Here is a 14,123-nt window from a genome sequence, read left to right as displayed (position 1 = left end):
CGATTGACCGATGCCCACACACGGAGACACCGGCCAATCAAACTAGCGAGAGTTTAAGTTACTGTGCGCGTCGACGCGAAATCATTGCGCCCAGCGTGCCAGCTAAGGCGCCGACGATAAGAACAACCGCTGTACTTGCACCCGTACGAGCCAAGACCTTAGGAGCTTCACTCGGTGTTGAAACACTGGGTTCGGGCTCAGGCGTCGTGGTAGACGGGGTAGGTTCAGGCTCTGGACTCGTGGTGGACGGAGTCGGTTCGGGAGTAGTCGTCGACGGGGTGGGCTCAGGCTCAGGTGTCGTGGTAGACGGGGTGGGCTCAGGCTCAGGCGTCGTAGTGGACGGGGTCGGCTCAGGAGTTGTCGTTGAAGGAGTCGGCTCAGGAGTAGTCGTCGACGGCGTAGGTTCTGGCGTCGTGGTAGACGGGGTCGGGGTCGGCGTCTTCTTCTTATCTGCATCAACATCGCCCCAACCGGCGGTGTTAATGACGATACTCTTCTCGGCAACCTGGTCATTGACGACAGCAGTGTTCTTGAAAGCGCTGCCGACGCTTGCACTGGCCGGAACCTTCAGTTCTGTGTAGTACTTAAGCAGATAGTAGGCATCGCCACCCGAGTTCGGGAAAGACGCAACAAAACCGTCAGCGGTCTCTGTCATGGTGAAGGTGCCACCATTGATCGAGCCACCAACGTCGACCTTTTCAGCAAAATTCTCACGCTTCGGGTCGTTCTGGAAGTCTTCCAGCGTGTTCCACTTCAGAAGACGCGTACGCTGCCATGCACCATTTGGATCATTGAAAAGCTTGTAGCCACCGTTGGCGGGATCAAAGGTATCGGTCACACTAATGGTAGTTGCGTGGTTTTGACGCTCAGGGATGTAGACCTCCCAGGTAAAGCGTTCATCATGCCCGTTGTGAAGCTGCCAGCCATCCTTATAGGCCTTGGCAGGAGCGTGCGCATTAGACTTCGGAACAATCTTTCCATTGGGCATGGGAACAGGAAGTGTCACTGTGTGGTTGACAGTGAAGTTCAAATTCTCACTTGAAGATTCGGCGGCTGTATCACCAACCAGGTGAATCTGCCCCTTCGCATTTTCATGCGTCTTCATATAGTCGGTGAAAACGCAGGTAAGTTCAGGTCCTTCACCAGAAGGAACCGAGCAGCGAAGCGCTACGCCGCCGGTCTGAGCATCAGTCACATCGAAAGATGCCTGACGAGTCCTTAATTCCTTGGGAAGCTTAATAGTAAGAGTGTCATTTTCGGCTACAGTCTTGCCGGTCGTATCGAAGGAGAAAACGGCATTGAAAGAGTCGAAGACATTGTTGGGACCATTTGGATGCGTGGTGTTCTTGATCGATGCATCGGTAACCACATTGACATCCGCAGCCTGTGCGACGCCGTTCGAGGTCATCACACCGGCAGCAGCTCCAGCGCCGACCAGCGCACAGGCGAGTGCCGTTGCTCCCCAAGAAGACACCGGGCGGACGCGTGTCACTTCAGAGTTCATTACAAATTATCTTTCGTTGAGAACGTCGAACTGTATTGAGATCCCTCGAATGCTATCACAGCAACATGCAGGTTAAATTCAGATATTTTTCACACTTTCCACATTTTTCAGATATTGCACGGAAAATACCTGATTTATAACGCGAGAAGCGAACTCTATTCATCCAGAATCCCCCTATGCAATTGAAGGCCATATGACAATTTCAGATCCTTATAGAAAACGTGGCCGGTGCGAAATTACGCACCAGCCACGTTCACGATCACCGATCACTCATTGTTCTCGACGAGCAATGAGTGCAGCTCCCGAAATTCCAAGTAACAGCACCGAAAGTCCAATCAGCGCCGCGTCACTTCCCGTGCGGGCAAGAACCTTTTGAGGGGGCACACTTGCGCTTGTTGACGAGGCCGGGGCTGGGCTGGTCGTCGAAACAGTCGGCTCTGGTTCCGGAGTCGATGACGAGGGAACAGGCTCAGGCTCGGTGGTTGAAGGAGTCGGCTCAGGTGTAGTCGTCGACGGCGTGGGCTCAGGCTCAGGAGTTGTCGTCGACGGAGTAGGTTCAGGCGTCGTTGTAGACGGAGTCGGCTCAGGAGTTGGCGTGGTCTTTTGATCCGCATCCAGATCTCCCCAACCAGCAGTCTTGATGGCAATAGTCTTCTCAGCCTTCTGCCCATTTACAACCGCGGTATTTGTAAAAGTGCTGCCAACCTTCGCGTTAGCTGGAACATTCAGGACTGTGTAGTACTTGAGAAGGTAGTAGGCATCGCCGTGAGTATTCGGGAATGAAACACGGAAGCCATTCTCGGTATCCGTCATCTGGAAGATACCCCCATTAATTGCACCCCCTACCGAAACAGTCTCTGCAGGACGTTCATGACTGGGATCCGCTTTAAAGTCCTCCAGCGAGTTCCACTTCATAAGGTGGGTGCGCTGCCACGCATTTTCACTGCTCTCATCATTGAAAAGACGGTAGCCACCATATGAAGAATCAAAAGTATCGTTGATCATGATGGTGTTTTCACCAATGTTGCGCTCAGGAATGTAGACCTCCCAGGTGAAGCGTTCGGGGTGCCCATCGTGAAGCTGCCACCCGTACTTATACGCTGTTTCCGGCGCAAAACCTCTTGTGTCCTTGACGATTGAGCCATGATCAAGGGTCATCGGAATATCAACTGAGTGATTAATCGTCGCATGAAGCACTTCGCTTGTTGTTGCTTTCACCGAATCTGCAACAAGGACGATATTTCCCCTGGCATTTACATGCGTTGCCATAAAGTCGGTGAAAACACAGGTTACTTCTGGCCCCTCACCTGCCGGAACAGTGCATCGGAGCGCAACGTCACCCGATTCCGTATCGGTTACGTCGAAAGAAGCACTGCGAGTTCGTAGCTCACTGGGAAGCTGAATATTCAGAGTATCGTTCTCAGCAACTGTCTTGCCGCTAGTGTCAAAAGTCAGCTCGAGCTTGAAATTGTCATAGACATAGTTCGGACCGGCTGGCGTCGACGTATTAGTAATCTTCGCTCCAGTCACGGCATCAATTTGAGCAGCCTCTGCAGATTGGTCAGCCGCCACAACTCCTACCAAGGCGCTCACACCCACCAAGGCACACGCTGCCCCTGTTGCAAGCCATGACGGAACCCGTAAAGCGCACTTCATACCTGACTCCATAACGCGATAAACCTCTTCAGCAAGGTTAAAAAATATTCAGACTCTCAAATGTTAACACTGCCTATATGCAGATGAATTTCAGCAAGAATTGAGAAATACCCCAAAAGCTGAATAAATACACACGAAAGAAGGCTGATAGATCACATAATTGCGACACTCGAGATGTCTCACATCTCAGACAATATTCAGTTTTGGCTCGGATCCAAAGCGATATAAGAATCTTTAATCCGAGCCGCGGGAGTGAAAGCCATCGCGACACCAGCAAGCACTGACAGAACAACGAAGATATACATGGCTGCTTCGACACCCACGATGGAGGCAAGAATACCTGCAGCGACCGATCCCAGGGGCATCACTCCCCATACCGCGAAACGGAAGGTCGCATTCATGCGCCCAAGCATCTGTTTAGGGCAGATCTCCTGCCGCAAGCTCATCTGCGTGACGTTGTAGATGGTAATGAAATAGGAGTAGACCACTCCCGCACCGGCGATCACCCAGCCAGCAATCGCGGGCACGTGGAGCGCTGCCGGCTGCAAAACAAGGATTGAAACTCCAACGACGTAGGTGGCAACAATACAACGCCCGATCCCTAGGCGCTCAAGCCACAGGGAACGAGTCATTGCTCCAAGAATTCCACCAAGCGCACCTGCGCTCAGAAGCACCCCCAATTGTGTCGCATTCATACCCAGTGTTCGAAGCACCAAAATCGGCAGGAGAACACGTACCCCTGAACCTGTAAACGCAGCAAAGGAGATGCAAGAGAATAAGGGAAAAAGCAGACGCTCATGTCGGACGAAGCTCAGTCCCTCACGGATTTGCGCAAACAGAGAAGCACTGGAGCGCACTGGTTGGGGTTCGGGCGTTCGAATCCGCCAAATTGCCACCGTTGAAAACAGGTAAGTTACTGCGGTAAAAACGTAAGCCAAAGGAGGCGCAAAGACGCCCAAAAGCCAGCCGCCCAAACCAGGGCCACCCGCAGCACCAACCTGGTACGAGGCCTCGAACCGCCCATTTGCAGCAGCGATGTAGCGCGTGGATGCAATTACCGGAACATAGGACTGGTAGGCAACATCAAAGAAGACCGTCGCAAGCCCCAAGAGTGCAGCAACGACCATCAGGTGCGCGAGCGTAAGCGAAAACCACTCATAGGCGATCGGAATCGAAATCAGCGCAAGAACCCGCACAAGGTCAGAAACAATCATGACCCGGCGTTTACGCCACCGATCAACCCATGCACCAGCGGGAAGACCAATTAGAAGAAATGCGAGTGTTTGCAAACCAGTGAGGATACCGATTTCAGACTCCGTGGCGTGCAATAGAGAGATAGCGATTGCAGAGGTTGCAAGAGTGGCTACTTGGAAACCGAACTCGGCTGCGGTCTGGCCCGCCCACAGGTGCATGAAAGCGGAATTGCGCGTGAGAGGATGGCTCAGCAAGCGCCCAAGCACCCTGTTCACATCTCCCCCATCTTGCTTATGCCGGCGTCTTTCACTCACCCGATGCCACAACCATGTGCCCGGGTAGCCTTCTGAATAGAGAAAACACAAAACCGGCCTGAGACCAAGCCGTTTTGCATTTCAGTGCCCCCGAGACGATTCGAACGTCCGACACCCGCTTTAGGAGAGCGGTGCTCTATCCCCTGAGCTACGAGGGCGCACCCACATAGGGTATCACCCACCTCTTCGTTTCTCAGACTCTCGACAAACAATGCCTATACGTAAGCGGCGACACCCGAAGATGTCGCCGCTATTTGAAAACGTATCGTTAGCGCCTGCTCCACTCCTGCGAAGGATCAGGTGACACATCATGGTGAGCAGATGGAACCACCATCACCGGACAGGTCGAGTGCGCGATCACCGTCTGCGAAGTCGAACCCAGCAAGATGCCGGCAAAGCCACCACGGCCTCGGGTGCCGACGACAACCAAATCAACGGCAGTCGAGAACTCAATGAGCAACGATGAGGGGGACCCGTCCAAGGCATGACGAGCAACCTTGCGCTGGCGTCCATCCAAGGCTGCGTCAACAGCGTTATCAAGCCCCTCCTTGACATCCTTGAGGAGCTTGTCGCGATCAATATTGGCAGGAAGCCAAGCCATCATCGTCGTACCCGTAGCCATCGGAACTGCGGCAACTGCGGTCAGCCGGGCGTCCCACAGCTCGGCCTCGTCAACCGCGCGCTTGAGCGCCGAGGTCGCACCCTCGGAGCCATCAGAGCCAACGACAATACGCTCAACGGGAGTAAATGCCTTACCGGAGGTGTGACGGGGCACGATAACAACCGGGCAATGAGCATGGGCAGGAAGTGCGGAAGAGACAGTTCCCAGGAGGCGGTCGGCGAAACCACCACCACCGCGCGAGCCAACGACAATCAAGTCGACTTCGCGGGACATGTCGATAAGAATCCCCGCGGGATCACCAGCCTCAACGAGGCCGTGAACGTCAGCAGCGCCGATTTCCTTTGCCAGGTCAACGCCTTGCTTAACGATCTGCGAGGCTCCTTCTTTAAGAGCTGCATCGTCAAGAACCGCATATCCGCCATCTAGGGTTGCCGCGGCATACGATGCAACGGCATAAGTACAAATAATGTGAAGTCTGCATGAGCGAAGCTTTGAACGCTCGGCTGCCCACTTGACTGCTGCGAAGCTCTCCTTTGAGCCATCGACACCGACCAAAATCACTTCTGATGTCCCCATGACTACCTCCTCGTGATTACGTCACCACTATTTTGCCCTATTCACACGTGAAATGTCAGCACTTCAGTGATTCCACAGCGAAAAACTCGATATCACGGAGCGCGGGCAGATGTAGGAAAGGGGCCGCCGAAGCGACCCCTTTCCTATCACACAAAAACTCAGTAGCGCACGAAGCTGTAGTTACCCCACAGCGGCTGGACCTTAGTCACAGAACCGGGGGTGGTAGCCTCGACGACCATTCCGTTGCCTGCGTAGATACCCACGTGACCGTAGGCGTGCCACACGAGGTCACCGGGACGCGCTTCAGAAGCGGAGACGAAAGTACCCGCTGCGCCCTGCGCACCAGAGGTACGCGGAATGGAGATACCTGCACGAGCGTAGACGTACTGGGTGAAGCCAGAGCAGTCGAAGCCCGCGGGGGTAGAGCCACCGTAGACGTAAGGAATGCCGGTGAGAGACATTGCGATCGACACAATGTCGTTACCTGAAGGGTTCACCGCTGCAGACGAAGTGGCAGAAGCGCCAAGATCCGCGCGAGTGTAATCACGCGAAGCAGCATTCGTCGTTGCAACAGGAGCCGGAGCTTCAGCCGAAGCGGAAACTTCGTCACTAGCAGACCAGGCGATATCCGGGACCGAAACCGTCGTAGGCAGAACGGTCGCGGTGTTGTTCGAAGTATCGACTGCGGCATCGTGGACAGTGGGGGCTGCGGTTGCAGTGCCACCGACGACAGCGGTCAGAGCGAGTCCAGCGGCCGACGCAGCAGCGGTGCCACGAAGCGGTGTCTTGAACGCGGTGAGCGTGTCAGCCAAGTCGAAAACAGGGGCCATCGGGCGGCGTGCCTTGCGGTGCCGCGGCGCGGGCTTACCAGTTGTCACAAGTAATCTCCTCTTTGACCTGCGAGGTGAGCTGTCGGGTTCGGGCGGGAGAGCCCGGCTTGGTTTCCCAAGCTTCACCCCAAGACCCAAGGGTCGTAAGTGGTTTCCCCGCGTTGAACCTTCGTCTTACCTATTTCTTCGCGGTTCAACCTCGGTTAACGAAGAACGGTCGGCCAGTGCGGCCATGTATGAGTTTATCCTACCGGCCCTGAAATGTCACGCCAATGTAACGAAACGATGACGAACATATTACAGGTTTTCTTAAGGTTTTGCAGCTTACTTTCAGAATTGCTGGTCAGGGAGCTTAATTAAGCGTAATGAAAAGGTGCGGAGCAAGCGTCAAAGGCAGTTGAACGGCCTGACCGGGCGCCGATTCCTTCCCATCAGCTGTGTGAGTTACCTCAAGAATGACCTCACGAGGGTCAGCCTCGAAGTTAATCCGAGCCCCCGGACGCACTCCGCAGCGTGCGAAGGCATCCAGCAATTCCGTCTCTGCTTGGATGGGTTCACCGATTCGGGTAACCGTTCCAGAGGTGGACTCCCCCATTCGCAATGCCAGTTCCATCGAAATACCGTCTGACACCCCATCCGTTCCAGGAATTGGGTTTCCATAGGGATCGGTCGTCGGGTTATGAAGAATTTCCCCAAGACGCTGTTCAACCTGGTCCGACATGACGTGCTCCCAGCGACACGCTTCCTCATGGGTGTGGGCCCAATCCAAACCGATGACATCAGTCAAAAGACGCTCAGCAAGGCGATGCTTGCGAACAACTTCAATGGCGCGCTCACGCCCCAGAGCCGTCAGTTCCAACCGCCGGTCCCCCATGACATGCACGAGGCCGTCACGCTCCATTCGCCCAATTGTTTGCGAAACCGTGGGGCCAGAGTGCCCCAATCGCTCGACAATTCGAGCGCGAAGAGGCGTAACACCGTCTTCTTCAAGCTCAAAAATCGTCTTGAGATACATTTCGGTGGTATCGATCAGATCGCTCACGATTCCTCCATAGGTAGTTTCTGACCTCAGAGTACATATTTCTGTGCCCTTGTGTTCATTAGCCTAGAAAACCGCGCGTCACGGGGAGTCAGGTGAACAACTTCGACATCAATTGAGATAAGCCGATGTTTCTAATTCCCCATATAGGGATCGTAATGAGCATTCGGGTTCTCAATTTCAATGGGGTGCGCACCCGCGCGAACATGCAGATGAATATCCCACCGTTTCATGCACACCGCGGCGGTAATAATCGTCACGATCAGGGTTGAAACCGAACCCACCCAAATCGAGGCACGAGCATCAATCACCTGACCAATCCACCCCACAAAGGGAGCACCGATAGGTGTCGACCCCATAACGACCATGCCGTACAGGGCCAAAACCCGTCCACGCACGTCTTCCGCAGTCGTCGTTTGAACTGCCGCGTTCGCAGAAGTGAGCATGGTAATCATGGCAAAACCCGTAGGAACACACATGATCCCATAGGTTTCATAAGTGGGAGTAAATGCCAGAATCGTTGATACAACGCCCAATGCAATAGTTGAGCCAACGACCAAACGAAGACGCGGAAGCTTCCGCCGCGCAGCAAAAAGTGCCCCAGAAAACGATCCGACCGCAATCAGTGCGCTCAACATACCGTACTGGCCCGCTCCCCTATGGAATACCGTTGTCGCCATGACGGCCGTCGTGAGCTGCTGGTTTAAGGCCAAAGCCGAAGCGAAACCAACTACAACAATGATCAAAATAAGATCGGGACGGCCTCGTAAATACACAAGCCCCTCACGCAGCTGCCCTTTCTTCCGAGGAACCGGCCGACGAGGCACTAAATCTTTATGGCGAATTGATGTCGTGAACATCGCGGCAATCAGGAACATTCCCGAGTTCACAAAGAAGACCCAGGCCTCGCCCACCCAATCAATCATCAGGCCCGAAATTGCGGGGCCTACCAGACGGGCAAAATTAAAAGCAACGGAGTTGAGCGCTACAGCATTCGTAATCGATGAAGCGGGGACAAGCTCGGAAACAAAAGCCTGACGCGCAGGAGAATCAAAAGCCGCAGCGACTCCCCCACCGAAGGCTAAGCCATAGACCAGCCACAGATGCGCATGCCCCGTAAAAACCATGATCCCCAAGAGCAGGCCGAAAACACCGAAAGATGTCTGCGTTACTTGGATGATGCCCTTGCGATCGAGACGGTCGACCACGACGCCCGCATAGGGACTCAAAAGAAGAATGGGGAGGAACTGGAGAGCCGTGACGACACCGACTTGGAAAGACGAGTTCTGCGTCAATACGGTCAGAACAAGCCAGTCCTGAGCAACGCGCTGCATCCACTGGGCAGAAGCAGCCAGCACATTGGCGACAAACCAATGCCGGAAACTCCGGTACTCAAATGACTGAAAAGTTCGTGACACAAAAGCCCCCCCAGCTTCACTAAACACTATTTTTGAGGATACGCCCAAATACACGTGTGGGGGCCGACACATGCCGGCCCCCACAAAAGGTGAATAAGGGATCAGGCTCCCAAAGCGGCCCGAATCGGTCCCAAGAGGAAGTAGACCACGAAGAGGATCGAGGTCAGCCACATCAGCGGGTGGATCTGACGAGCCTTGCCCAGGGTGATCTGAATGACCGTGTAGGCGATGAAGCCAACGCCGATACCCACCGAGATCGAGTAGGCGAAGGGCATGAAAGCGATGGTCAAGAAGCCGGGGATTGCATACTCCGGGTCCTTCCAATCAACCTCAAGAACCTGAGCCATCATGAGGAAGCCAACGAATACCAGAGCGGTCGAGGCGGCCTCGGTCGGGACAAGCTGAACCAGGGGTGACAGGAAGGTGGACAGCAGGAAGAGGACACCGGTGACAACCGAGGCCAAACCAGTACGTGCACCCTCACCAACACCGGCGGTCGACTCAATGTAGGAGGTGTTCGAAGAGACACCACCCAGACCACCTGCAGCAGCAGCCAAGGAGTCAATGAGCAGAATGCGGCTGGAGTGAGGCGGGTTGCCGCCTTCGTCCAGAAGACCACCCTCGGCACCAACAGCAACCATCGTGCCCATGGTGTCAAAGAAGTCTGCAAGCATCAGCGAGAAGATCAGCAGAATAACCGAAACAACGCCAAGCTTCCCGAAAGCTCCGAAGAAGTCGATTTGGAAAAGCGAGTTAAAGCTGGGGATCGAAATCGGAGAGCCGCTCAGAGCCGGAATGGTCTGTCCCCAACCGGTCGGAGAGCCCTCACTGCGCACGGGAAGGTGGACGAAAAGCTGAAGAATCGCGGCCAAAACCGTCGAGGTGATAAGGCCGATGAGCATAGCGCCCTTGACCTTGCGCACGTACAAGATGATGGTCAGACCAAGACCAACAACGAAGACCAGGGTCGGCCATCCCTGCAGGGAGCCGTTAATACCAAGCTGAACCGGGGTTGCGCCTGCACGAATAATGCCCGCGTTGATCAGGCCCACCAGGGTAATAAAAAGACCGATACCTACAGAGATAGCGGTCTTGATCTGGTACGGGACTGCGCGGAAGACCGCGTCTCGGAACCCTGTCAGAACGAGAAGGGTGATGAGGATACCCTCCCAGAAGATCAGGCCCATGGCCTCTTGGAAGGTCAGTCCTGAACCAAGGACCAGGGTGAAGGCAACAATTGCATTCAGGCCAAGACCTGCAGCCAGTGCCAGCGGGTAGTTCGCAACAACACCCATGAGGATGGTCATGATGCCCGCGACAAGTGCGGTACCTGCAGCAATTCCCGCGGGGGTAATGGAGCCGTCTTGAGGCAGAGCGGCGGAAAGAATTGAGGGGTTAACAACAAGGATGTAGGCCATTGCGAAGAAGGTGACCACGCCACCTCGGATTTCGCGACCAATTGTGGATCCACGTTCAGTGATGTGGAAGAAAGTGTCAAGGGGATTCAGTGGCTTTGCGCTCGATGGCGCTTTCTCTTGTGTGCTCACTCCCCACATATTCGCTGAAAAAACACTCAAAGTGAAGCGCTTATCATCCAGCGAGATGCACTTTGATTTCCCGGATTGACCTGCTTATAGTTCTTATTTAGAACCAGTTTCGTTTTCAGGACCCGATTCGCTCAGATTCAACAAGGAAATCGTTGATACGCGAGGGACGAACTGGCCAATCCGTTCCATTGTTGGGCACGTCAGTTTCCGAGTGCGCACCGCAAGTGTGATCCAAACTCACAACACAGCCATCATCTTGTGCCCATTCATTTGCGCAGACACCAAAGACCAAGCGCATCGAACCGGACATCTTCATAAGGAAGCCGCAGGTCGAACACGTCTGCTTAGGCCGACGGCCACGCTTAGGACCGCGTTCCGAGGCATACCAGCGCTTTGCAGCATCGTCATGACCTTTATCAGAAAGAACGCGAACGCGGCCCAAACCCAGCTCACGGTCCGTAGGCAAATCCGGATCTTCTCCGGTGTCCTCAAGCCCCGAAATCAAGCGATCATCATCGTCACGGTACGGCAGAACATCCTCACGGCTCACATCACCCGGCTGCAGGCGGTCCTCCCACGGGAGCCACTCGGGTGCCAAAAGCGCGCCAGAACCGGGTACCAAATCAACTTCGCACACCGTGATCTTCCGCGAACGCGGAACGCGCGTCAAAGTGACCGACCAACGCCAGCCGACATAACCGGCATCGTTACAGGCGAAGTAGTGGGTGCCAAGGCGCTCGGCATCCATTTCGAAAGAGAGGTGCTCTCCTACCGAGACTTCTCCCCCAACTTCGACCGCGTTTTCACGCGCAAAGTCCACCGCTTGAGCGAGCTGCTGATCCATTCGCCCACGCGCGGACGCAGTTTTTTCAGGCATCAAAATCCTCTGCAACGGCCCGCATGACCTTCGCGATCTTTCCTGCATTTTCCGGGTAGTGTCCGCGGCGCAAAGATTCAGAAGAGGCATCGAGCAGTTTAATTAAGTCTTCGACGACGGGCACCATAGTTTCGGGCTTGCGTCGTTGGGCACGCGCCACGGAGTGCGGCGTGGAAATAATACGAACCGATAGCGCCTGAGGCCCCTTGCGCCCATCAGCAACCCCGTATTCAACACGGGTTCCGGGACGAGGCGTCACTCCTTCAGGCAGCGCGGAAGAGTGCAGGAAAACCTGACCACCGTCTTCTCCCATAATGAAGCCAAAACCGCGCTCAGCATCAAAAAACTTCACCTTACCAGTGGGCATCGTACGCACTCCTTCCTGTGTCATCGGCTAAGGACGTATACTCCATCATAGATGGCACGTCAATTAAACGCTTCTTAGCCGTAAACTAGTGGCTATGTTTTACCACGCTTTCCGCTCTCGTTGTATGGCTTTTTTCGCCGCGCTTGCTACGGTGCTTGTCGCGACGTGTCTACCCGCCGGAATTGCGCGCGCCGATTCACCGGTGACCGTAACAACAAACCTGACGGATACGGCCTCGTTCCTGTCTGAAAACTCAGTCCAATCCATTAATACCGAACTGCGTGCCCTTCAAAGAAAAGGTCTGGATACCTACATCGTTGTGGTCCCAGATTTTTCAGGAACAGCCCCTCTTGAATGGTGCAATACAGTTGGCACCCAATCGGGCCTATCCAGTTCTTCACTGGTCTTAGTGATTGCAACGCAAGAACGACAGACTGCCACCTGCGGCAATTCAAACGGAAAAGGTATCGATGACGCGACGGTTGTGAGCGCATTCTCGGGATTAAGGGAAGTGCTGAGCAAGGCAGATCCTCTAGACGAATCAACTTTAGCTACTGGCCTCAGCCTTTTCGTCACCGAACTGGAAGTGGGAGTAACAACTAAATCCATCACGGCCTCGCCGACGGCAACCAAGTCCGCCGCGACGACTTCTCACAGTTCCAAGCGAAACTCGAACTCACTGGCCATCGCCATCGGCGCACTCGCTCCCTTCCTTCTGCTTCCTGTTATCATCCTCGTTTTTCTGTTTATCATCATGCGTTCTCAACGCAAGACACACAAAAATGTCGTGCGTAATCAGGCTCAGGAGCATGTTCAACAGACCTTGGATCTCGCACGCCTCCTGCTGGACGCAGACGACATCGTTCGTTCAAGTGACGACGAAATCCAATTTGCCAAGGCTCAATTCGGCCCCGAGTCCGTCAAGTCCTACTCTGCGGCGCTTGAAACGGCGCGAGCACTGGTTAATAAGGGTTTCACCATGCAGCGCGAGAATGAGGATGGAAGCCACCCGCGTTCTCCCTACGAATTCCAAGAGTTTGTCGGGAAACTCAACGTCGCAATGAACCAGTTGGTTGCGGAGAAGAACGCTTTCACTCAGCGCCGTAACCAGGTTGCAAATGTCGGCCAGCAAGCCCGCGAGTTGCTCGAGATGATTGCGCAGACTCGTACTCAGGTGGATCAGGCTGAGAAGGACCTTCAGACCCTCCAGCTCGCCTATTCTCCCGAGGCCGTCGCCTCCCTCAAGGAACGTCCCAACCAGGCCCGCGCGCTCTTGGATCAGGCCGAAAGCAGTGCAAACGAGGCTCTAGCAAACGAGAGCAATGGCCAGAACGCGCTTCAGATCCTCGAAGTTGCGCGTCGCGCTTTGGCGCTGGCACGCCATCAGCTGGAAGCCATCACTCAAGCTCCCGATCAGCTTTCGCGTTCTTCGGAGCTTTTGACCGCTGCAATCGGTTCAATCACCTCGGATATTTCTGATGTGACTCGCCTTCACGCGGATCCGATCGCATTCCAGCAGCTGGTTGCCTCCGCTCAAGAAGCAATTAACGCTGGCAATGCCGCGCAAAACGGGAAGGGCGATCCTTTAGTCGCGCTTGAATCCCTGCGTGTTGCGGAAGCCGCCCTTGACGAGGCCTTGGCTCCCTTACGTAGTGCAGAAGAGCGCAGCCAACGTGCTGAGTCAGGAATTGACGCACTTTTGGCTCAGGCTGATTCCGATGTCGCGCGCGCAAGTCAACACGTGACAAGTCACGGCACGCTGGTTGGTTTCGATGCGCGCTCAAATCTTTCCTTTGCACAGTCCTCACTTCAAAGTGCGCACTCCTATCACGACCAAGGCAATGATGAGACCGCTGCCGGTCAAGCGCGAAACGCAATCACCTACGCGCAGGCAGCAATCAATGCTCCCCTGAACACTCCGCAACGTTCCACAACTGGTGACTCAATTGTTAACGGGATTGGGCTGGGCAGCATGCTTGTATGGTCCGTTCTCAATGGAATGCTCAACGGAGGAAGTTCGCGTCGACACGATTGGGGTGGGGGCGGCTCCAGTTGGGGCGGTTCCAGCGGAGGAAACTTCGGCGGGGGCGGTTCCAGCGGAGGAAACTTCAGCGGAGGTGGCTTCGGCGGAGGTGGCTTCGGCGGCTCCAACGGATCAGGTCACACCGGATCGTTCTGA

General features: G+C 54.8%; 11 protein-coding genes, 1 tRNA gene and 1 riboswitch. Of the genes, 1 reads left to right on the top strand and 11 read right to left on the bottom strand.

Going from position 1 to position 14,123, the window contains the following annotated elements:
- Positions 1-58: 58 nt before the first annotated feature.
- The 11 genes from HGAS_RS06380 to HGAS_RS06330 all read right to left on the bottom strand — a co-directional run bounded on the left by HGAS_RS06380 (position 59) and on the right by HGAS_RS06330 (position 11,944).
- Positions 59-1,504 carry an Ig-like domain-containing protein gene (locus HGAS_RS06380; RefSeq protein ID WP_019127000.1) on the bottom strand — a complete coding sequence of 482 codons (1,446 nt, stop codon included), beginning with the start codon at positions 1,502-1,504 and terminating at the stop codon, positions 59-61.
- Positions 1,505-1,774: 270 nt separating this feature from the next.
- A complete protein-coding gene (locus HGAS_RS06375) occupies positions 1,775-3,076 on the bottom strand; it encodes an Ig-like domain-containing protein (protein WP_233993727.1) in 1,302 nt (433 codons plus the stop codon).
- Between the two features lie 281 nt (positions 3,077-3,357).
- The gene (locus tag HGAS_RS06370; protein WP_019126998.1) at positions 3,358-4,620 is read right to left on the bottom strand and encodes an MFS transporter; all 1,263 of its coding nucleotides are present in this window, start codon (positions 4,618-4,620) and stop codon (positions 3,358-3,360) included.
- Positions 4,621-4,753: 133 nt separating this feature from the next.
- A tRNA-Arg gene (locus HGAS_RS06365) sits at positions 4,754-4,826 on the bottom strand.
- A gap of 110 nt (positions 4,827-4,936) precedes the next feature.
- Entirely contained in the window at positions 4,937-5,866 is a 930-nt protein-coding gene (locus HGAS_RS06360; RefSeq protein ID WP_019126997.1) for a universal stress protein, read from the bottom strand.
- A gap of 158 nt (positions 5,867-6,024) precedes the next feature.
- Positions 6,025-6,744 (bottom strand): C40 family peptidase, encoded by a 720-nt coding sequence (locus HGAS_RS06355; RefSeq protein WP_019126996.1) that lies wholly within the window; start codon positions 6,742-6,744, stop codon positions 6,025-6,027.
- 3 nt (positions 6,745-6,747) lie between these two features.
- Positions 6,748-6,880, bottom strand: a riboswitch (cyclic di-AMP (ydaO/yuaA leader).
- A 168-nt stretch (positions 6,881-7,048) separates the two neighbouring features.
- The gene (locus tag HGAS_RS06350) at positions 7,049-7,738 is read right to left on the bottom strand and encodes a metal-dependent transcriptional regulator (protein ID WP_019126995.1); all 690 of its coding nucleotides are present in this window, start codon (positions 7,736-7,738) and stop codon (positions 7,049-7,051) included.
- Between the two features lie 131 nt (positions 7,739-7,869).
- Positions 7,870-9,153, bottom strand: a complete 1,284-nt coding sequence (locus tag HGAS_RS06345; protein WP_026066689.1) for an MFS transporter — start codon at positions 9,151-9,153, stop codon at positions 7,870-7,872.
- A gap of 101 nt (positions 9,154-9,254) precedes the next feature.
- Positions 9,255-10,709 (bottom strand): NCS2 family permease, encoded by a 1,455-nt coding sequence (locus HGAS_RS06340; RefSeq protein ID WP_019126993.1) that lies wholly within the window; start codon positions 10,707-10,709, stop codon positions 9,255-9,257.
- Between the two features lie 106 nt (positions 10,710-10,815).
- On the bottom strand, positions 10,816-11,577 hold the full coding sequence (locus HGAS_RS06335; RefSeq protein WP_019126992.1) for a DUF3027 domain-containing protein: 762 nt from the start codon (positions 11,575-11,577) through the stop codon (positions 10,816-10,818).
- Positions 11,570-11,944, bottom strand: coding sequence for a cold-shock protein (locus tag HGAS_RS06330; protein ID WP_019126991.1), 375 nt, complete (start codon positions 11,942-11,944; stop codon positions 11,570-11,572). The genes HGAS_RS06335 and HGAS_RS06330 overlap by 8 nt, the downstream gene beginning before the upstream one ends.
- A 124-nt stretch (positions 11,945-12,068) precedes the next feature.
- On the opposite strand from HGAS_RS06330, the gene HGAS_RS06325 reads away from it, so the two are divergent.
- On the top strand, positions 12,069-14,123 hold the full coding sequence (locus HGAS_RS06325; protein ID WP_019126990.1) for a TPM domain-containing protein: 2,055 nt from the start codon (positions 12,069-12,071) through the stop codon (positions 14,121-14,123).

The organism is Actinomyces sp. ph3 (assembly GCF_000308055.1).
Classification (GTDB): domain Bacteria; phylum Actinomycetota; class Actinomycetes; order Actinomycetales; family Actinomycetaceae; genus Pauljensenia.
This window is presented reverse-complemented; position numbering and strand designations above follow the sequence as displayed.